Source organism: Maribacter luteus, assembly GCF_009674825.1.
GTDB lineage: Bacteria > Bacteroidota > Bacteroidia > Flavobacteriales > Flavobacteriaceae > Maribacter_A > Maribacter_A luteus.
This window is the reverse complement of sequence record NZ_WKJH01000002.1, coordinates 355,286-375,911: the sequence shown is the minus strand read 5'-3', so window position 1 is coordinate 375,911 and position 20,626 is coordinate 355,286. Positions and strand designations below refer to the sequence as shown.

The window sequence follows — 20,626 nt, the reverse complement described above, 5'->3', positions numbered from 1 at the left end:
ACTGTTCAATTATAGCTCCTTGGCGCTAAAAATCTTGCTGTAGTAGTTTCGATTAATTTATCGCCACTATAGACGCCGATTTTCAATTTGTCCTTATCGCCATTAAGAGCCGAATTGTTGATTTCTATAAACAAAGTGCCTTCGGCCAAATCCTGTGCGGGCACTGTAAAGTTGTCCGTGGTCACTAATTTGATGGTGCCATTATGGGATAAAAGTTTAAAGCTGACATCTTCAACTTCTTTTGTTGTCTTATTGATCAATTTATAGGTGTATACATTACTGATGATATTCCCTTCTTTGTGTTCGTATAATTGACCCGGAAGCCTAAGGATGTTCGCTTCAAGATCATTACGTAAGAACAACATGCCGATAAGTACACCGGTCAAAATGAACAAAACGGCAGAGTAACCTTTTAGCCTTGGTGTAAATTTGAACTTCTCTTTTTTGGTAATTTCGTCTTCACTGGCATAACGGATCAAACCTTTTGGAAGGTTTATTTTTTCCATTACCGTATCGCATTCATCAATACAGGCGGTGCAGTTGATACATTCGAGTTGCGTTCCGTTCCTAATGTCGATGTTCGTAGGACATACATGTACACATTGTTTACAATCAATGCAATCACCATGTCCCAATGCTTCACGATCTTCGTTTTTCCGAAATTTTTTACGTCCATTTTCGGCTTCACCCCGTTTATGGTCGTAGGCAACTATAATAGATTTATTGTCGAGCAGAACCCCTTGCATTCTTCCGTAAGGACAGGCGATGATACAGACCTGTTCCCTGAACCAAGCGAATATAAAGTAGAATACACCCGTAAATACCAATAGGGCCACCAATGTGCTCAAATGTGCCATTGGGCCATCGGTGATGTACTGTATCAATCTATCGCTTCCTATTAAATAAGCAAGGAATACATTGGCTATAATAAACGATATGAGGAAGAAGATAATCCATTTGATTACCCTTTTCCTGATTTTTTCTGCATTCCAGGGTTGTTTGGCCAAACGCATTTGCGCTGGGCGATCACCATCTATCCAAAACTCGATTCGTCTGAAGACCATTTCCATGAATATGGTCTGTGGGCAGATCCATCCACAGAAAATACGGCCAAAGGCGACAGTAAAAAGGGCAATGAAAATAACCCCGATGATCATAGATATTACGAACAGGTGAAAATCTTGCGGCCAAAATGGGAATCCAAAAATATTGAAACGGCGTTCCAATACATTGAACATTAAAAATTGGTTGCCGTTTACCTTTATAAATGGCGAGAATATAAGAAATGCCAATAAGAAATAACTTACTAACTTCCTGTACTTATAAAACCTGCCACTCGGTTTTTTAGGAAATACCCAAGCGCGTTTACCTTCTTTGCTAATAGTACCTATGGAATCCCTAAAATTCTCTTTGTCCTGTTCTGCCATTGTCTATTATCCTTTTGTAAAGAATATTATTCATTCACGGCCACTGTAACTGAATCGGTCGCTTGTTCTGGTGTTTGTTCTAATGTTTCTTCTTTTGCGGGTGCATTCTCGTCTACCCATACATCACCTTCCGGTGCTTTGGGATTGGCGGGTGTTGTTCCTTGAAAACTCAGTACATAACTTGCTATCTGGGCTATTTCCGCTGGTTTAAAGTTCGATTTCCATGCTACCATACCCTTGCCGTCACGACCTCCTTCAGAAATGGTATTGAAGACGTTTTTGATGCCACCACCCAAAATCCAATGATCATCGGTCAGGTTTGGCCCAATTCCACCACCGCCATCTGCCATGTGGCAAGCTACGCATGTAGTTTCGAATATGGCCTTTCCTGCTTTTAAATCGGAAGCGTCCGTCAATAACTCTACCGTATTGGCATCTACAAGGTCTTTAGCTGTTCTCTTGTATTCCTCAATGGCCAAATTAGCGGCAGCAACTTCCTGTTCATATTCCAATTCTTGGTCATAATCACCGTAAATCTCAAAACGTACGAGATAAATAACGGCAAATACAGCTGTTGCGTAGAACATCCAGACCCACCAAGGCGGTAAATCGTTGTCCAATTCCTTAATACCGTCATAATTATGGTCTAGAATAATCTCGCCTTCTTGTTCTATAGGTTTATTGGCCGTCATCTTGGCCCATACTTTTTTGCCCCAAGCCCATTCCCATTGTTTTGCTTTTTCGGCCAGGTATCGTTCTTTGCCTTCTTCGCTAAGTGTTTGGAACATTACACTTTCGATTGACCTCAAAATCACTTCCATGGCGATTAAGATCAATAACACCATTAACATGAAAAACTGTGTTATGGGGTATGCAAAAATTGCCAATTGCTCTCCAGAGTCTATAAAGTACTCCATCAATCCGAAAATGATGAAGAAGGTTACGGGGATCCTGATCCACCAGGGTGACATATTTTTCATAATTCTTGTTTATTGTTTTGGTTGTTATCTTCTAATGGGAGTGAGCTTACTTCGTCAATATATGCTTTACGTGCTGTGAAAACCCACCAAAAAAGCAATGCAAAGAAGACAAAGAATATAATTAACGATACCATGGGGTAGGTTGTTACCCCATCTATACTTTCTAAGTGACCTTTTATGAATTTTAGCATGGTTTACTATTTTTCAGTTAAAATCTCTCCGGTTTCCTTCACTTTGATATCGGTTCCCAAACGTTGTAAGTAAGCGATTAAGGAAACGATCTCACGATCCTTCATTTCAACAAAATCCAATCCGTTCTCTTGGGCATATGTTTTATCGGCCTCATACGATTTAACGAAATCTGGATCGGAATAGAGGTTTTTCTCTATTTTGGTGGCTTGCGCATCCATTGACTCAAAAGCATTGGCGATTTCCTCTTCTGTGTAGGGTACGCCCAAGGTTACCATGGCTTCCATTTTGTCCTGTATGTCGCTACGGTCGTGTTCGCTAAGTACCAGCCATTGATAAGCGGGCATTATGGATCCTGATGATGTACTTTGAGGATCGTACATATGGTTTAAGTGCCAACTATCGGAATATTTACCACCAACCCTTAACAAATCGGGTCCGGTACGTTTACTTCCCCAAAGAAATGGATGGTCGTATACGAATTCCCCAGCTTTTGCATATTCACCGTAACGTTCCACTTCGCTTCGGAAAGGACGAACCATTTGCGAATGGCAACTAACACAACCTTCACGTATGTAAAGATCTCTACCTTCCAGCTCTAAAGGAGTGTATGGTTTTACACTTGATATGGTAGGTATGTTGGATTTTACCATAATAGTAGGTACGATCTCGATCATACCACCAATTAAAATGGCCACTGTTGCCCAAATAGTCATTTGAACAGGCTTACGCTCTAACCAGGTGTGTAGGGTCTCACCTGCAGTTCTTCTACTGGATACACGGGCTAAGGCAGGAGCTTCGGCCAATTCATTTTCAACTTTGCTACCTGATCTTATGGTAACGATTACGTTGTAGACCAATGTGAACATACCAAGAATGTAAAGGCTACCACCTATGGCGCGCATCCAATACATAGGAATTATTTCATGTACGGTTTCCAAGAAGTTACCGTAGGCCAAGGTTCCGTCAGGGTTAAAGTCTTTCCACATTAAAGCTTGTGTGAACCCGGCAACGTACATAGGCAATGCATAGAGAATAATACCCAATGTGCCGATCCAGAAGTGGAAATTGGCCATACCTACGGAATGTAATTTGGTTTTGAACATTTTAGGTACCAACCAGTAGATCATACCAAAGGTCAAGAAACCGTTCCATGCTAAAGCACCAACATGAACGTGGGCAATGATCCAATCACTGAAGTGGGCAATCGCATTAACGTTCTTAAGGGAAAGCATTGGGCCTTCGAAAGTTGCCATACCGTAACCTGTAATCGCAACAACCATAAATTTAAGCGTAGGATCTACTCGAACCTTGTCCCAAGCACCACGTAAGGTCAATAGACCGTTGATCATACCACCCCAAGAAGGAGCGATCAACATTACTGAAAAGGCTACACCTAAGTTTTGTGCCCAGTCAGGTAGTGCCGAATATAATAAATGGTGAGGTCCTGCCCAGATATATATGAATATCAAGGACCAAAAGTGAACTATCGATAATCTGTAGGAATATACAGGTCTGTTGGCCGCTTTGGGAACAAAATAGTACATAAGCCCCAAAAATGGTGTCGTTAGGAAGAATGCAACGGCATTGTGACCGTACCACCATTGTACCAAGGCATCTTGAACTCCGGCATAAACCGAGTAACTTTTCATGAAACTAACAGGAAGTTCCAAACTATTGAATATATGTAGTACGGCGACGGTAACAAAAGTGGCCAGATAAAACCAAATAGCCACATATAAGTGTCGTTGTCTCCTTTTGAACATGGTGCCGATCAGGTTGACCCCAAAGGCTACCCATACCACTGCAATGGCAATATCAATGGGCCATTCCAATTCTGCATATTCCTTGGTTGAAGTATACCCTAATGGAAGTGTTATCGCTGCGGCCACTATGATCAATTGCCATCCCCAAAAGTTGAATTTACTTAGGAAATCGCTGAACATACGGGCTTTCAACAATCGCTGGGTAGAATAATAGACCCCGGCAAATATGGCGTTGCCCACAAACGCAAAAATCACCGCGTTGGTGTGTAAAGGTCTAAGGCGACCGAAACTTAACCATGGGATACCATCGGTTACATTAGGGAAAAGAAACATGAAGGCCAGTAATAGCCCCACGGACATTCCCACAACTCCCCAGAACATGGTAGCATAGAGGAAATTTTTTACGATTTTGTTATCGTAATAGAATTGTTGTACTTCCATAATTACAGTTTTTGACTTTGTTTTAGTTGGATTGATTTATTCTTCTTCTCTGTTTTTGTGGATTTTGCGGACGAGGTATCCTTTACTATCTCATCTTCAAATAGCATACGAACGGATGGCGTATACGAATCATCGTACTGCCCGCTACGAACGGAAATAATAAAAATGGTGAAAAAGACTATAGCCACAACAAGGCTAATAGCCAATAACACATAAATAACACTCATACCTTACCTGAAATTCGGCCCAAACATATATAATTGCCATGAGGTAAAACATGATATATGTCAGGTTTTTAAATTAATTTACTTTTTTCCCTAAAAAATTTGTCGCCAAGGTCGTGAAACCAACCACGCTAATAGAACTCAAAGGCATTAGGATTGCCGCAATAACCGGCTCTAATTGCCCGGTTACTGCAAAATACAAACCAACAACATTATAAACAAGTGATAACAGAAAACTTAGCTTAATGATTTTCATTGCTTTTTTTGATGCGATGATATATTGGTTCAGTTCCTTGAATTTGGAAGCATCGAGTATGCCGTCACATGCGGGTGAAAAAACGTTCACGTTTTCAGAAATGGCGATTCCTACATTACTTTGCGCCAGTGCCCCGGCATCATTGAGTCCGTCGCCGACCATCATTACTTTTTTGCCTTGTTCCTGAAGTGATTTTATAAAATTGAGCTTGTCCTTGGGTTTTTGGTTAAAATACATTGGGGTAAGCGGAGGCAGTATTTTTTCTAGCCTAACCTTTTCCCCTTCATTGTCACCGGATAATATCGCCAGGTGCAGATGTTCGCCCATAGCTTTGAAAACTTCCGAAACCCCGTCGCGATAATGGTTGTGGAAAACAAAACGGCCTTTATAGGTGTTGTTGGTGCTTATGTGAACCGAGGTTGTTTCTATGTCTTGGTCCGTGGCATTCCCTACAAAATCAGCGGAGCCTACTTTTATGTGGCCTTCATCCTTTTGTCCTTCAATTCCTTTTCCCAAGTGTTCTTGGTAGTCGTCCAATGGTACAATATTATGTTCGGCCAACATGTCGTACAATGTTCTGCTCAATGGGTGGTTCGAGGCCCGTAATGTATTTTTTAATAAGGATTCTTCGGCCAATGTCAATTGCATGCCTTCATAGGTGGCACTGCTTTTTTGTGTAGTCGTAATCGTTCCTGTCTTATCGAAAATCGCAGTATCGATTTGGGCCAATTGCTCTATGGTCTGGGTGTTTTTCAGGTAAAATTTCTTACGCCCAAATATCCGTAGCATATTCCCAAGGGTAAAAGGGGCCGCTAAAGCTATGGCGCAGGGGCAGGCTATAATGAGTACCGCTGTAAAAACGTTCATGGCCTTACTGCTGTCGTAAAAAAGCCAAAAGCCCGTAGTTACGAATGCGATGGTCAAAACGGCCCATGTAAAACGTTTGCCGATACTATCGGTCAATGTTTGGAACTTGCTTTCCTTGTCTTCACTAAAGACCGTACTGCTCCATAATTGGGTCAGATAACTTTGAGAAACTGATTTAAGCACGTCCATTTCTATGGCACCGTCCAATTGTTTGCCACCTGCATAGATCTTGTCGCCCGATTCTTTGAAAACAGGTTCGGATTCACCGGTGACAAAACTATAATCAATTTGGGCCCTTCCATTGATCAATATACCGTCGACGGGAATCAGTTCTTCGTTTCGGATAAGTAACCGGTCTCCTTTCTTGATATCATAGACTTGAACGGTTTCTTCCTTGTTGTTTTGGCCTATTTTTGTAACTGCAATGGGGAAGTAAGATTTATAATCCCGCTCAAAAGATAGAAATGAATATGTTTTCTGTTGGAAGAACTTTCCTAACAAGAGAAAGAAAATCAACCCCGTTAAGCTGTCGAAAAAACCGGATCCCCAGTCAAAGATGATCTCTGCCGTACTTCGTAGGAACAACACTAAAATTCCCAAGGCAATGGGAACATCAATATTCAATATTTTGGATCGTAGACCTTTAAAGGCCGAAATCAAGTAATCTTGACCTGCATAAAACACTACCGGAAGGGAAAATGCGAACATTAACCATCGGAACAGGATTTTATATTGGTCGAGCCAAAATTCCTGAACCTCAAAATATTCAGGGAATGACAAGAACATAACGTTGCCAAAAGCGAAACCCGCTACTCCCAATTTGTAGATAAGCCCACGGTCTACCTTTTTTTTGCCTTTACCAAAGTCTTCCAATGATATGTAAGGTTCGTAACCTATTCTTGCCAATAAGACCACCAAGTCTTTAAGCCCTATCGATTCCGGGTTAAAAACAATACGAACCGTTTTTTTGGGAAAATCTACTTGTGAGCTACTGATTGCCGGGTTCAGCTTGTTCAGGTTTTCCAAAATCCAAATACAGGAACTGCAATGGATATGGGGAATATAAAGATTCACGATTTGAAGGTTGTCCTCATTGAATTCCAACAGCTTGTCTATAATCTTGGGGTCGTCCAGAAAATCATATTTGCTGATTACAACATTGGGGGTCGCCCCTGCGGAGGATTGTAAATCGTAATAATGGGAAAGGTCGTTGCTAGAGAAAATCTCGTAAACGGTCTTGCAACCATTGCAACAAAAATTCTTCCCATCGTACACAACGGGATTCTTGCCACAATCGTCACCACAGTGATAACAATGTACCTTATCCATTTACTTTTGCTTATACCTATAACAAATATCCTGAACTTTCCTGAAATAATACATGATAATTGTCATCTTTTCAATATTTTTATGCGATATTTAAAGAAGTCCTAAGAGCGTAATTTATGGAGGAGGCAAATCATAACAGATGTGAAAACTGTATTATTAGACAGTTCAACTCTTTACGTGCCATGAGCAAGGCCGAATTGAAAAAGGTTTCGGACTCAAAAATCACTAAAAAAGTCAAGAAAGGTGAAGCCCTTTTCGAAGAAGGGGATAAGCTAGATGGGGTCTTCTGCGTTAGGGAAGGTATTTCCAAACTTTCAAAATTAAGTGCAAACGGAAAAGACCAGATCGTGAAACTTGCCAGTAAAGGTGAGGTAATGGGGCAAAGATCTGTAATTGCGGAGGAATATACCAATTTAAGTGCAGTTGCCGTGAGCGATATGGAAGTTTGCTTCATACCAAAGGACAGTATAGTACATACCTTGAGCAGAAACCCGGATTATGCCATTGAGATTTTACGTCATATGGCCCATGACCTTAAAGAAGCCGATGATGTAATCGTAAATATGTCCCAGAAAACCGTAAAACAGCGTATAGCTGAAGCTTTCCTATATTTAAAGAATAATTATGGGGAAGATGATCAAGGCTTCTTGGTCCTTACTCTTTCCAGGGAAGATATTGCCAATGTCGTAGGTACGGCCACGGAATCTGCAATAAGGATCATTTCTGAATTTAAGAAAAAAGGAATGATCAGGACTTCGGGTAAAAAAATTGGTGTTCTGAACGAGAAACTGCTCCAAGATTTGATAGAAGGCTTCTGATTTCTTCATTTTCCTCAATAATAATTAAGTAAATATTCCATTATAAATCCTTTGTTTTTAAGGGTTTACAGCATTTTGTAAAAACTGATATAAATCATAGTTTACGCCCTCGCCTTCAGATAATTTTACACATTATAAAACTGAATGGAATGAGAAATGTATTATTGCCCACTGACTTTTCAGAGAATGCTTGGAATGCTACCAAGTATGCTATTGAATTGTTCAAGGATGAGGAATGTGTTTTTCATTTGCTCAATACATATACACCTGCTATTGTAAGTAGCAGATTCATGGCAACCAACGTAGGGCATGTTCAGGAAAGTGCCGTTCGTGATAATTCGGAACGTGGATTGGAAGAATTGGTGGCTATGATCAAAAAACACTATAACTATCCAAAGCATAATTATAAAACCATATCCTCATTTAGCCTTTTGGTTGATGAAATAAAGGATATAGTTGAAAGCGTGGGAATCGATATTATAATAACGGGAACCAAAGGAGCTTCTGGTTTGGATGAGGTGTTTATGGGTAGTAATACCGTTCGTATCATAAAATCCGTGAAGAATTGCCCGGTTTTGGCGATTCCGCAATATTTCGATTATGTCAGCCCTACCGAAATCGCTTTTGCAACCGATTTCAATAGGTTTTACTCCCTTTCAGAACTGCAACCGATAATAGATTTGGCCAAAGCTTTTAAAGCGGTCATTCGCATTGTCCATGTGCAGTATGAGATTAAGGCTTTGACCGAGATTCAGATGTTCAATCTTAATATGTTACGAAAGTACCTTAATGAAGTTGAGCATTACGTGCATACGGTTTCCGAGCTCAATTCGGTTTCCAAAACATTGGATGTATTCACCAAAGAACTGGATATCCATTTATTGGCGATGCTTAACTATCAGCATAGTTATATGGAGAAGATGACGCGCGAAGCGGTTGTGAAACGCATGGCTTTCCATACGCAGATACCTTTATTGGTTATTCCGGAACTAGGAATGAACATGCCTGCAAAATCTTCAATGAACAGAAAAAATGCAGTAATGGATTAATTGGATTCACCTATTGGGTGGTCCTCATAAAAATCCTTGAATGTTTTTTTGGTGGTGTAATTGTCCGTTAAAACCTTATAAACCATATAAACGACCATTGATTGGCCCAATACGGTAACGTAAAAAACCCAATTGAAAGAGAAATTCATAGCGGCCATTATCGTTACGATGACCAGGGTAATGGTGGTGTTGGCCACCCAGAACATTGCCGAATTTTTCATGTTTTTATTTACAAAATACGAAAAAAGGGTTTTGGTTTGGGTTAAGAAAAACTAAAAAGAGGTCTTTTATATCTTTTATTTGGTTGTAGGTTTATATATTATCCATAAAATTTCATATTTCTGACAGATTTTGTAAATGAATTAACCACGGGTATTATTCTCGATTAGGAATGCTTAATTTTGTATAAAAAAGCATGAATATTCCTAAGACAGAGAAGAAAAGGGTAGTGGTGATCGGAGGTGGTTTTGCCGGAATTTCATTGGCCAAACGATTAAAGGATCTCGATGTTCAATTGGTGCTTATCGATAAACAGAACTACCACACTTTCCAACCTTTGTTGTATCAAGTGTCCACTAGTGGTTTAGAACCGGATTCAATTGCCTATCCCTTGCGTAAGGTGCTGAAAAAGCTGAAAAATTTTTACTTCAGGTGGGCTACGGTAACCCATGTTGATCCAAAGAAGCAGATAGTTTTTACCACAAAAGGAAGCCTTTCCTATGATTATTTGGTTATGGCAACCGGTACTAAGACCAATTATTTTGGCAATGCCGATATTGAGAAATATGCCATGCCCATGAAGAATATTCCGCAGGCACTGAATATTCGTAGTCTAATGCTCCAGAATTTTGAAAAGGCAGATGATTGCACCGATAGTGAGGAGCGTAAGGCGTTATTGAATTTTTGTATTATAGGGGCCGGTCCCACAGGTGTGGAGCTTGCTGGGGCTTTTGCCGAACTTAAGAATAATGTTTTTCCTAAGGATTATCGACATTTGAACATGGCAGAAATGCAAATTCATTTATATGAAGGCGGTGGACGCGTTTTGCCTCCCATGAGCTCTAAAGCTTCTGATAAAGCATTACGGTTTTTACAAAAGTTGGGGGTAAATGTGCATTTGAATACCATTGTTCAAGATTATGATGGTGAAACCTTAACCTTGAACAACAAAGAAACCATAGCAACCAAGAACTGTATTTGGACCGCAGGGGTTACAGGTGCCGCAATCGAAGGATTCGGGAATGACGCACTTGTCGATCGCGTGAATAGGTATAAGGTAAATGAATTCAACCAAGTTGAAGGGTATACGAATATTTTCGCCATAGGTGATATAGCATTGATGCAAACAAAGGAATATCCCAAAGGACATCCGCAAGTTGCACAACCTGCCATTCAACAAGGAGAACTTTTGGCCAAAAACCTTAGGGGCCTTCTTACGGGCAATAAAATGAAACCATTTAACTATTATGACAAGGGTACAATGGCCACGGTAGGTAGGAATAAGGCGGTGGTGGATTTGAAAAAGGCGAAATTCGGTGGGTTCTTGGCTTGGTATATTTGGATGTTCGTCCATTTAATGGCACTGGTCGGCTTCCGAAATAGGGTAATCGTTTTTTTCAACTGGATGTACAATTACATTAATTTTGATAAAGCTGCCCGTTTGATCGTTAGACCATTTACGCCAAAAGAATAGCTTATCGAATTGTCTGCTTCTGTAAGAGGAATTTGAAAAACCTTTGTATATTTGCCATGTTGTGTTGAGCTTCGATTTTGGTCGGGGCTATGGTGAAAATGCCTTTTGGCATAAACCAATGAAAGGCTTTCCTATACTGGGAGGCTTTTTTTATGCCCTAATGTGAATAATAAAGTCCTTTTGTATATTGGGTGTCATACTTGAAAAATTGCCATCGTATTTTCTTCACAAGATCTATTATCGTATTTTTAAGAGGTACAATTAAATCGTGTAACTATGCCTTTATACCATAAATTGGGAAAAATACCGCCAAAGCGACATACCATTTTTAAAAAGGCCGATGGTTCTTTGCATTATGAGCAGCTCTTCGGCACTATTGGGTTCGATGGCATGTCGTCACTGCTCTATCATTTGTACCGCCCAACAATGGTCAAAGAAGTTAAATCCGCGAAGGATGTCTCCCCAAAAGCGGCAGTGACACATAATATAAAGTCGAGATTGTTGAAAGGGTTCCAAGTTAGTCCTGAAGAAGATTACCTGGAAAGTAGAAAGATAGTACTTTTCAATTCCGATGTGAATGTTGCCCTGGCCGCACCTAAGAAATCGATGACCGATTATTTTTATAAAAATGCAGATGCGGATGAACTGTTGTTCGTTCATCAAGGTTCCGGTACTTTAAAGACATTTCTAGGTGAGATAAAATTTGAATATGGTGATTATCTACTGATTCCAAGGGGAATGATCTATCAGGTGGAATTTGATTCGGAAGACAACAGGTTATTGGTGGCCGAGTCGTACAGTCCCATTTATACCCCGAAGAGATATCGAAATTGGTTTGGGCAGCATTTAGAGCACTCACCATATTGTGAACGCGATTTTAAATTGCCCCAAAATTTACAGACCCATGATAAAAAAGGTGAGTTTGTAATGAAAATAAAAAAGCAGGGGCATTTACATGAGCTTGTATATGCTTCCCATCCTTTTGATGTTGTTGGTTGGGATGGTTATAATTTCCCATACGGTTTTTCAATCCATAATTTTGAACCGATTACAGGAAGGGTTCACCAACCGCCACCGGTGCATCAGACTTTTGAAACAAATGCCTTTGTGGTCTGTTCCTTTGTACCGCGTTTGTATGACTATCATCCAAAAGCCATTCCGGCCCCTTACAATCATTCCAACATAGATTCTGATGAGGTTCTGTACTATGTTGATGGGGACTTTATGAGTAGGAAAAATATTGATAAAGGATATATATCGTTACATCCGGCCGGCATTCCCCATGGCCCACACCCGGGCACTTATGAAGCAAGTATCGGTAAGGCCAAAACGGAAGAATTGGCTGTTATGATAGATACCTTTAAGCCCTTACAGCTTACACAGGCCGCATTGGATATTGATGATGGAAAGTACTATAGGTCCTGGATGGAGTAAGGTCTAAACCATCGGTTGTTTTTTGGGGTAAATAAGTAAACCATTGGGATTTTGAGGTTTATCGGAGCTTTACGAGTACAATTATTCTATTTTTTTCGACTATTTGTGATTTTGGTTAAAACTTATTCAAATCTTACTTTTTACAAGGTAAGAATTGTTTAAAAACCAATTATCTTTGTCATTTTGGTTTTGCATTTATTTTTCGAGTGAAATTTTTTTGTGAATATTTAATGTTGCACTGTAAAGTAAGTTGCATAAAATTTATAGTTGTAAAAGCTGTAGGGATACATTCCCTTTCTAGAATTTCGTTCAGATGAACGGTTTAAATTAAAACACCAATGACGAATAATATACTTATTGAAAATCAATATAACCGGACAAGTTTATTTGAAAAAGAGAATGTGAATTATCTGGTTCGCGTTTTAAAAAGATTCAATACGGTACCCAAAATAAATAATATTAATATCATTACCTCTACCCGTGAGCCAAATGTATTTAAGATCGTACCCAATAAGTCTATTGTCATTGGTTCCTTGTTTTTGGAAAAGCCAGTTCTTGCATTGGTTTATTTACGATATGGTATAGAGTGGCAACTTTGGTACAAGGCCTTAAGTGGGGAAAAACAGGATACTGTTTTGTGTGATGTGGCTGCGTTGGAGGTTACTAAGATATTCTATAGGCTATTACCAAAAGATGACAAGGAAAAACTAAAATCCCTTGATTATTTTTTAATCGATCTTATAAAAAGTGAACAAGGTTATGATGCTGAAGAAATATTAAAGAACGAAGCATTACAGGCTTTTCATGGCTTAAAGAACCCGAACAATAAATTTAAGGACTCTTGGAAGCCTATAATCGAAAATTTAGCAAAGCCGACTGAGTATTTATTGATGGATGGGGGAGACCTTCGGTTGAATATAGACGAAATCGATCTTTTGAACAAATATGGTTGTAGACCCTTTCCAAGACCAGAAGCGTTTACATTTGCCTCTTCTACGGCAACGAGCGTTTCAAATTATGCTTTTGATAAAACGGACAAGGTTAGGAGTATACTTATTAGGAACAGTCTAAGAAATGGGTTTGAAAAAACCACCATCGAGTTTTCCGAATTATTGAAAAACAATCTTAGGAAAGTATTTAAATTATATGATGGGTGCGAAATTATTTTCTCGCCATCAGGCACTGATTCCGCATTGCAGATTGCTGCCATTACCCAAATTGTTTCCCAAAATGATATTACCCACGTTTTGGTTGCTTCCGATGAAACGGGAAGTGGTGTGCCGGCAGCATTGAAAGGATGCCATTTTGAGAATACCACTGCTTTGAACCATCCGGTTAAAAAAGGCGATAAGATCGAAGGCTTTAGGGATGTTGATGTAATTAAGATCACTTTCAGGGATGAAAAAGGAGCGTTGAAATCGACCAAACAATTAGACGACGAGGTTTTCAATGCCATTTCCAAAACAAATGACCTAGGCCGGCATGTTGTATTGCATACCATGGATCAATCTAAGTTGGGTTATCAGTCCCCAAGTGATGAATTGATCCAAAAACTGAATAAGCTTAAAAAATTGTCCATGCAGATAATCGTTGATGGTTCACAGCTTCGGTTAGATCCCAAAGACGTTAAAAATTATTTGAAAAAGGGCTATATAGTAACCATTACGGGTAGTAAGTATTTTACAGGCCCTCCTTATTCCGGAGCATTGATATTGCCTAAAAGTGTAGGTGAGTTAGTGCAATCGGTTAAGAATAAATTACCTGAAGGTTTAACCGAATATTATAATCATTCTGATTGGCCAACTTCGTGGTTCTGTTCCAATGACCTTCCGGGAGGATATAATTATGGCTCCTATATGCGTTGGAATGCTGCCATGGTTGAAATGGACAGATACTATAGAACACCGATCCTTTATCGAAATATGGGTGTAGAGATGTTCTGTAATTTCGTTGAGGATTCAATAAATGACGCCAGCTTTTTAGAACCAATTTATGGGAATGAGGCAAAAACGAATAGTTATAATAGTGAAGAATTCGGGATTCGGAATATCCGTACCATTTTCCCCTTTTTCATTCTTAAGGACAACGAGGTGTTATCTGTTGATAAAGTAAAGAAACTATATACCCTGTTGAATTCTGATTTATCTGATCAATTTCAAGATTCTTCTTTGGAAACTATTAGGCTTGCCGGTCAAAAATGCCATATAGGACAAGCGGTTAATGTAAAATATGGCAATGATATCGAAAGTGCCGTATTAAGGATCAGTCTAGGGGCAAGGGTAATTTCCGAAAGTTGGGTCAATAGGGATATTAGCCTTTATTTTAGGAATATAGAAACTCAAATGAGCCAAATCACCGTTATTATAAAGAAAATCGAATTGATTCTGAATAGTCCCGAATTGTTGGGTTGAGCAATTGCCAAGCCAGGACATTTTACGGCTTTTGGTTTTGATTTTGTAAAGATCTAGAATGGTCAGCTAAGGTATTGTTCGGTTAAAAATTGCTATAAACTTTAGTGGGGCTTTTGCACCCTGGGCGATTGGGTTTTCGTACCTTTAATCCAATAATCGAATTAAGGGTTTTCACGATTGTTCTGATTGTGTTTATGATTACCGGAAAGGTTTGTTTTCTTGGATTAAATATGGAAAAATGGTCAATGCATTTCATTTTTTTTGAAAAAAAATCAAGGATCCGCCGTTCTGATTGATTAGGCTTTAAATCTTTGTTTTTTGTTGCCATATTTCTGATTTGAAATTGTCCCGGCCTTCCTGTATCTACCTGTTTTGGGTATTACTTCATTTGCATATTGACGGTATTAAATAAAAGGGCTTTCAGTAAGCGGCCCAAATCTTTTGGTGGCTTATTCGTTCGGTTCTTTTTAAATGAGGTGCATTCAAAACTATTATTACATAAAATAGTACATTATGAATAGAAGAAAATTTTTCAGGAACGGATCTCTTTTTGCACTTGGCTCCTCCTTACTTAGTCCTTTTGATCTAAAGGCAACGACCTTGGATCCTGATACTATAAACAGGAACAAAAAAGCAAAGAATATAATTGTTTTGGTGAGTGACGGTATGAGTAACGGAACTTTGAACATGGCCGATTTATACCTTTCAAGAAAAACGGGAAAGGGAAGTAATTGGCTTCAATTATATAAAGATAACAGGGTTAACCGGGCCTTGATGGATATGGCTTCCGCAAGTTCCATCGTAACCGATTCAGCCGCTGCCAGTTCTTCTTGGGGAAGTGGTTTCAGGATAAACAATGGTGGACTCAATATCGGCACCAAAGGCGAAGCTTACGTTCCAATTTGGCAAAAATTCAAAAAGGCCGGTAAAATGGCAGGTTGCGTTACCACCGTACCTATTACCCATGCAACACCTGCCGGATTTTGTGTAAACAGCAAAAGCAGGAACGATCAAGAGGGAATTGCCGAAAAGTATTTAAGGCTGAAATTCGACATTATGATGGGTGGGGGAAATAATTATTTTTCTTCAGAGTATCGAAAGGATAAGGTAGATATGTACCAAAAATTTGAGGCACAAGGCTATCAGGTGGTCAAAAATAGGAGCGAGATGTTGAAAGCAACCTTAGACAAACCGATTTTAGGTGTTTTTAATAATGATGGACTTCCCTATACCATTGATAGAAATAATAATAAGGAATTGACTGAAAAAATTCCGACTTTGGCCGAAATGACCCAAAAAGCCATTGACCGCATGAAAAACCATGAAGAAGGTTTTGTACTTCAGGTAGAGGCAGGTAAAGTGGATTGGGCGGCACACGGTAATGATATTGCTGGTCTAATATATGACCAAACTGCACATGACGAAGCCGTGAAGGTGGCGATAGATTTTGCTGAAAAAGATGAGAATACACTGGTTATAATTACAACCGACCACGGAAATGCAAATCCTGGTGTTATCTATGGTAAAAAGGCCAACAAGCAATTTGACAGTATACAGGAATATAAACACACTAATGAGTGGATTTTAAATGGCTTTGGAAAGGAGACCTCGGTATCCCAGATAAAACAAAGAATTGAATACGCCAATAACATTGCCCTAACGACTGAAGAAGCCAATGTTCTTTTAAGCTATTACAACAGCATTAATACTGAAAAAGGATTATATAACCCCAAGCAACTGCCATTTCATGAATTGGCGCAAATTCAAAAACAACACAATTCCGTTGGTTGGATCAGTATGAACCATTCTGCCGATTATGTAGAGCTTGCAATGTTCGGTCCCGGAAGTGATTTATTGAAACCATTTATTAAGAATACGGACTTGCATTATTTAATGTTAGAGGCTGCTGAAGTAGAGAACAACTTCTGATATGGGTCTTATTAATCAAAGAAGGGTTTTTGCTGATAATAAGTCACTTTATATCATTGATCGTAACTACTTCTTTTAATATGGGTAGTATGTTCCTTCTATTGATAGAATTGTCGCTGTTTTGATGTTCTTAATGGTCAGAAAGAAAAGGACGGGGTCAAAACAGAAAAGAGGGTGGATTAAAAAGGAATTCCAAATACGATAAATTCCGATTTATTATTTAAATAAAAACCTTGGATAGTGATTGGAAAATTACGTTCTGGTTTTTTCAAGGGAATGTTATATTAGGTGCTTGTTATATGGTTAAAAAGTAAGGACATCCAACCATTTTAAAACTAATAGGAGTACAAAGGTAATACCGGTACTGAGATAAATCGCGCCTTGCCAATAATAGGTTCTTGCGGTCCAATTTTTCCACATCTTCTTTCCATATTCTTTTTTGAAGTAGCCACGAGTAGTTTTCCAAATCAGAAAATTAGTAGTTATAAAAACCAATATGGCTATAATGAACCCGAAATTTTCCATCCATCACATTTTTTACTGTTCATACTCCTAATCCGAAGTCCCAATGGGTCTCAATATTTATGATGTGTTTGTTAACAGACCAAGTTGATGATCGTTGTACTTTTTCACATCTTAATAAAGATAATGATTTTGATTTAAGGGTTGAAATAAAAATAAGGAAGGCTTTACCTTTGAATAGAGTTCATCCGGGCAATAGAGCTTATTAAAAATAGCCGATTAGCTTAGATGCATTTAAATGCCCAAAAAACGTTTTTGGGTACTTGAGCTTCGAAGGTATGGGATTCTTTGGAGCCAGAGACTTCATAAGTTAATTTCCATGCATGAAGACAAATAGATAAGGGTAAGTATTCTTGATCTGAACCATATTTTGCATCTCCGATGATAGGCAGACCAATATTCGCTAATTGGGCCCTTATTTGATGGAATCGACCGGTTTTTGGTTTTATTTCTAAAAGATAACCAAAATCATTTTTGCCCATTACTTGATAGGAAAGCATACAGCTTAAGGAGTCTTTTGATTTTGTTCGCACGATTTTCGCTCTTTTTTCTTTGGTGTTTTTTACAAGAAAGTCCACAAGGTTCCCCTTGTTTTTTGCTGGCTTGTTTTTAACAATCGCTAAATAAGTTTTTTGGACTTTACGGCTACTGAAAAGGTTGTTGAAATCTACCAGGATGCTTTTTTTCTTTGCCAGAATCAATACGCCACTTGTTACGCGATCCAATCTATGTATTATGCCGATATAAGGTTTCCGCTTTTGTTTTAGAAGGTGATTGAAAACTTGGGTCTCAACCGTAACGGTTTCGTAAGGACTTTTTTCACTTATAAGACCGGCAGCTTTGTTTACGACAATATAATCGTTGTTTTCATGTATGACTTCAAGCTGTGGCATTTGCAATTTCCCTTTTCAAATTTCAAAATAGTGTAATTACATTCAAGACTTTAAGGTGAGATCGGGTTGGTGAGGTTTTGATTACTTGAAATTAAGATTGGTCTACACATTAGCTTCTCTTCTTTTTCGATTTGTGTTTTCTTTTTCGACGGGAATGAATTGCGGGAATAGCATTATCAAAAGTGTTTTTAACGCTGGTAGGCTTAATGCTTTTCCATGACTTATTTTCTTTTTCAGGCACTAAAACATCGACCAGGTCTTTTCTGCCCAATTTATTCAAGGTGTTTCGAATCCAATCTTTATTACTTTTTTTATACCAAAAGAAGAAACGATGCTGTTCGTCTTTTTCTTTTTTGGATTTTGGTGTTTTTGTAGGCTTTAAAGTATAGGGATGGTAACCACTATAGTAAATAACCGTTGCAACGGTCATAGGGGTGGGAGTGAAGCCTTGTACTTGCTCTAACTGAAACCCCATATCCTTAGTTTCAGCCGCTAGATTCGCCATATCTTCCACTTCGCAAGCAGGATGGTTCGAAATAAAATATGGAATCAACTGAAGCTTCAGGTTCTTCTTTACGTTGATTTTATCAAAACGCTCTTTGAACTTGTGAAAATATTCGAAAGATGGTTTGCGCATCAATTTCAAAACAGGATCGGAGGTGTGTTCTGGAGCTACTTTTAAACGCCCGGAAATATGTTTGGTCATCACCTCTTCCGTGTAATCATCTAATTCTTTAGGGTCGGCATTCTTATTGAATTCCGGCACCAACATATCATGGCGAATGCCACTGCCGATAAATGATTTTTTTACCTTCGGGTGCTTGTCTACTGCTTGGTATAGTTTGGTCAATGGTTTATGCGACGTATCCAAGTTGCTACATATTACAGGCGAAATACAAGAAGGTGCAACACATTTGTCGCATATGGATTGTATCTTCCCTTTCATCTTGTACATATTGGCTGAAGGACCTCCAATATCTGATAGATAGCCTTTGAAATCTGGCATGTTGGCCACTTTATCAACTTCCCTTAATACAGATTCTTCACTACGACTTGCGATAAATTTTCCTTGATGTGCCGAAATTGTACAAAAACTACATCCTCCAAAACAACCACGATGGATGTTTATGGAAAACTTGATCATTTCAAACGCAGGAATCGGGCCGCGTTTATTGTATTTTGGATGAGGTAATCGGGTGTAGGGCAAATCGAAAGATGCATCAATTTCCTTTTCCAACATCGTAGGAAATGGGGGGTTTATCACCAATGTTCTGTCTTTTATCCCTTGAAAAATCCGTCTTGCTTTTAGTTTATTGGATTCTTGCTCAATGATTTTAAAATTGGAGGCGAACTTTTTCTTATTCTCCAAGCAAACATCATGCGAATGTATCTCAACATCGTCCCAGTTTTTGTTCTTCGGAATGGTCTCATCCTTACGTACTAAAAAAGCGGTTTGTTTTACGGTTTTTAAGCTTGAAAAAGGCACCCCCTTTTGAAGTAGTTTAACAACCTCCCTCAAAGGTTGTTCCCCCATACCATAAACCAATAGATCTGCTCTTGAGGTTTCTAGGATACTTGGCATTAGTTTGTCACTCCAATAATCGTAATGTGTTACACGACGCAGTGAAGCTTCTATACCCCCTATTAAAACCGGGACATCTGGAAATTTATCCTTTAAAATATTTGTATACACCGTTGTGGCGTAATCCGGTCTAAATCCTTTATCGCCATTTGGTGTATAGGCATCTTTATCCCTGCGTTTTTTACTCGCCGTATAATTACTCACCATGGGGTCCATACAGCCACCGGTAACACCGAAAAATAATTTTGGCGTTCCTAATTTTGTAAAATCCTGAAGATCATCGTTAACATTGGGTTGCGGAACAATGGCCACTTTTAATCCATAACTTTCTAAAATACGACCAATAACTGCAGGTCCAAAGGAAGGATGATCTACATAAGCGTCCCCGCTAAATAGAATCACATCCAATTCTTCCCAACCTCGAATTTTAACTTCTTTGTTCGTTGTCGGCAGCCAATCTGAAAGTTTATTGATTTGCATATATCTGCAAATATATGGTTAAATTATTTTTGCAACTGAACAATAAGGTCTTTGAAGGCAACAGATAAGCTAGATTGAAGCCTTAAAGAAACTTTTGAAAATTCCTTAAGTGCAATAAAGATTGTTTTTCCTTCTTTAGAAATAAAGACGTAAATAGTTGCTGCAAACCATAAAATTATTATTCCGATTAGAATTCCTGTACCCGTTTAGATGGTTTTCAATTTGGATTCCAAGTTTTCGGAGCTCTTCTTTTTTTATTGAATTATGGATGGCTAAGGCTTAGCTATGATAGTGCTAATGTAAACTGTCTATTGAAGCAATGAGTCTGGGTTTACT

General features: G+C 38.9%; 15 protein-coding genes. 6 read left to right on the top strand and 9 right to left on the bottom strand.

Translation table 11 applies throughout. From position 1 onward, the window contains the following. Window positions 1–5 precede the first annotated feature (5 nt). The 6 genes from ccoG to GJ691_RS04790 form a co-directional block, all read right to left on the bottom strand. Window positions 6–1,427, bottom strand: coding sequence for a cytochrome c oxidase accessory protein CcoG (ccoG, locus tag GJ691_RS04810; protein ID WP_154364306.1), 1,422 nt, complete (start codon window positions 1,425–1,427; stop codon window positions 6–8). A gap of 26 nt (window positions 1,428–1,453) precedes the next feature. After that, window positions 1,454–2,407, bottom strand: coding sequence for a cbb3-type cytochrome c oxidase N-terminal domain-containing protein (locus tag GJ691_RS04805; protein WP_154364304.1), 954 nt, complete (start codon window positions 2,405–2,407; stop codon window positions 1,454–1,456). Beyond that, the gene (locus tag GJ691_RS19675) at window positions 2,404–2,598 is read right to left on the bottom strand and encodes a CcoQ/FixQ family Cbb3-type cytochrome c oxidase assembly chaperone (protein WP_246200116.1); all 195 of its coding nucleotides are present in this window, start codon (window positions 2,596–2,598) and stop codon (window positions 2,404–2,406) included. Before GJ691_RS19675 ends, GJ691_RS04805 begins: the two co-directional genes overlap by 4 nt. A 6-nt stretch (window positions 2,599–2,604) precedes the next feature. Continuing rightward, the gene (gene ccoN / locus GJ691_RS04800; protein ID WP_154364302.1) at window positions 2,605–4,803 is read right to left on the bottom strand and encodes a cytochrome-c oxidase, cbb3-type subunit I; all 2,199 of its coding nucleotides are present in this window, start codon (window positions 4,801–4,803) and stop codon (window positions 2,605–2,607) included. A gap of 2 nt (window positions 4,804–4,805) precedes the next feature. After that, on the bottom strand, window positions 4,806–5,030 hold the full coding sequence (gene ccoS / locus GJ691_RS04795; RefSeq protein ID WP_154364300.1) for a cbb3-type cytochrome oxidase assembly protein CcoS: 225 nt from the start codon (window positions 5,028–5,030) through the stop codon (window positions 4,806–4,808). 73 nt (window positions 5,031–5,103) lie between these two features. Next, window positions 5,104–7,479, bottom strand: coding sequence for a heavy metal translocating P-type ATPase (locus GJ691_RS04790; RefSeq protein ID WP_154364298.1), 2,376 nt, complete (start codon window positions 7,477–7,479; stop codon window positions 5,104–5,106). Between the two features lie 116 nt (window positions 7,480–7,595). On the opposite strand from GJ691_RS04790, the gene GJ691_RS04785 reads away from it, so the two are divergent. Beyond that, on the top strand, window positions 7,596–8,297 hold the full coding sequence (locus tag GJ691_RS04785) for a Crp/Fnr family transcriptional regulator (protein ID WP_154364296.1): 702 nt from the start codon (window positions 7,596–7,598) through the stop codon (window positions 8,295–8,297). A gap of 149 nt (window positions 8,298–8,446) precedes the next feature. Continuing rightward, window positions 8,447–9,346 carry a universal stress protein gene (locus tag GJ691_RS04780; protein WP_154364294.1) on the top strand — a complete coding sequence of 300 codons (900 nt, stop codon included), beginning with the start codon at window positions 8,447–8,449 and terminating at the stop codon, window positions 9,344–9,346. Here GJ691_RS04780 and GJ691_RS04775 read toward each other — a convergent pair. Next, entirely contained in the window at window positions 9,343–9,567 is a 225-nt protein-coding gene (locus tag GJ691_RS04775) for a hypothetical protein (RefSeq protein WP_154364280.1), read from the bottom strand. The genes GJ691_RS04780 and GJ691_RS04775 overlap by 4 nt on opposite strands. A gap of 194 nt (window positions 9,568–9,761) precedes the next feature. Between GJ691_RS04775 and GJ691_RS04770 the strand changes: the two genes are divergently transcribed. The 4 genes from GJ691_RS04770 to GJ691_RS04755 all read left to right on the top strand — a co-directional run bounded on the left by GJ691_RS04770 (window position 9,762) and on the right by GJ691_RS04755 (window position 16,813). Next, on the top strand, window positions 9,762–11,039 hold the full coding sequence (locus GJ691_RS04770) for an NAD(P)/FAD-dependent oxidoreductase (RefSeq protein ID WP_154364279.1): 1,278 nt from the start codon (window positions 9,762–9,764) through the stop codon (window positions 11,037–11,039). A gap of 276 nt (window positions 11,040–11,315) precedes the next feature. Next, window positions 11,316–12,473 (top strand): homogentisate 1,2-dioxygenase, encoded by a 1,158-nt coding sequence (locus GJ691_RS04765; RefSeq protein WP_154364278.1) that lies wholly within the window; start codon window positions 11,316–11,318, stop codon window positions 12,471–12,473. Window positions 12,474–12,811: 338 nt separating this feature from the next. Next, entirely contained in the window at window positions 12,812–14,884 is a 2,073-nt protein-coding gene (locus GJ691_RS04760; RefSeq protein WP_154364277.1) for a hypothetical protein, read from the top strand. A 513-nt stretch (window positions 14,885–15,397) separates the two neighbouring features. Then, window positions 15,398–16,813: an alkaline phosphatase gene (locus GJ691_RS04755; RefSeq protein WP_154364276.1), complete on the top strand. Its 1,416-nt coding sequence runs from the start codon at window positions 15,398–15,400 to the stop codon at window positions 16,811–16,813. A 746-nt stretch (window positions 16,814–17,559) separates the two neighbouring features. On the opposite strand, the gene GJ691_RS04750 is transcribed toward GJ691_RS04755, so the two are convergent. After that, entirely contained in the window at window positions 17,560–18,228 is a 669-nt protein-coding gene (locus tag GJ691_RS04750; RefSeq protein ID WP_154364275.1) for an RluA family pseudouridine synthase, read from the bottom strand. 109 nt (window positions 18,229–18,337) lie between these two features. Next, window positions 18,338–20,290, bottom strand: a complete 1,953-nt coding sequence (locus tag GJ691_RS04745) for a YgiQ family radical SAM protein (RefSeq protein ID WP_154364274.1) — start codon at window positions 20,288–20,290, stop codon at window positions 18,338–18,340. Window positions 20,291–20,626 lie beyond the last annotated feature (336 nt).

What these genes read in the sequence shown, in the direction of transcription:
- ccoG (WP_154364306.1), bottom strand. Translation starts at nt 1,427, where the DNA reads ATGGCAGAACAGGACAAAGAGAATTTTAGGGATTCCATAGGTACTATT.
- GJ691_RS04805 (WP_154364304.1), bottom strand. Translation starts at nt 2,407, where the DNA reads ATGAAAAATATGTCACCCTGGTGGATCAGGATCCCCGTAACCTTCTTC.
- GJ691_RS19675 (WP_246200116.1), bottom strand. Translation starts at nt 2,598, where the DNA reads ATGCTAAAATTCATAAAAGGTCACTTAGAAAGTATAGATGGGGTAACA.
- ccoN (WP_154364302.1), bottom strand. Translation starts at nt 4,803, where the DNA reads ATGGAAGTACAACAATTCTATTACGATAACAAAATCGTAAAAAATTTC.
- ccoS (WP_154364300.1), bottom strand. Translation starts at nt 5,030, where the DNA reads ATGAGTGTTATTTATGTGTTATTGGCTATTAGCCTTGTTGTGGCTATA.
- GJ691_RS04790 (WP_154364298.1), bottom strand. Translation starts at nt 7,479, where the DNA reads ATGGATAAGGTACATTGTTATCACTGTGGTGACGATTGTGGCAAGAAT.
- GJ691_RS04785 (WP_154364296.1), top strand. Translation starts at nt 7,596, where the DNA reads ATGGAGGAGGCAAATCATAACAGATGTGAAAACTGTATTATTAGACAG.
- GJ691_RS04780 (WP_154364294.1), top strand. Translation starts at nt 8,447, where the DNA reads ATGAGAAATGTATTATTGCCCACTGACTTTTCAGAGAATGCTTGGAAT.
- GJ691_RS04775 (WP_154364280.1), bottom strand. Translation starts at nt 9,567, where the DNA reads ATGAAAAATTCGGCAATGTTCTGGGTGGCCAACACCACCATTACCCTG.
- GJ691_RS04770 (WP_154364279.1), top strand. Translation starts at nt 9,762, where the DNA reads ATGAATATTCCTAAGACAGAGAAGAAAAGGGTAGTGGTGATCGGAGGT.
- GJ691_RS04765 (WP_154364278.1), top strand. Translation starts at nt 11,316, where the DNA reads ATGCCTTTATACCATAAATTGGGAAAAATACCGCCAAAGCGACATACC.
- GJ691_RS04760 (WP_154364277.1), top strand. Translation starts at nt 12,812, where the DNA reads ATGACGAATAATATACTTATTGAAAATCAATATAACCGGACAAGTTTA.
- GJ691_RS04755 (WP_154364276.1), top strand. Translation starts at nt 15,398, where the DNA reads ATGAATAGAAGAAAATTTTTCAGGAACGGATCTCTTTTTGCACTTGGC.
- GJ691_RS04750 (WP_154364275.1), bottom strand. Translation starts at nt 18,228, where the DNA reads ATGCCACAGCTTGAAGTCATACATGAAAACAACGATTATATTGTCGTA.
- GJ691_RS04745 (WP_154364274.1), bottom strand. Translation starts at nt 20,290, where the DNA reads ATGCAAATCAATAAACTTTCAGATTGGCTGCCGACAACGAACAAAGAA.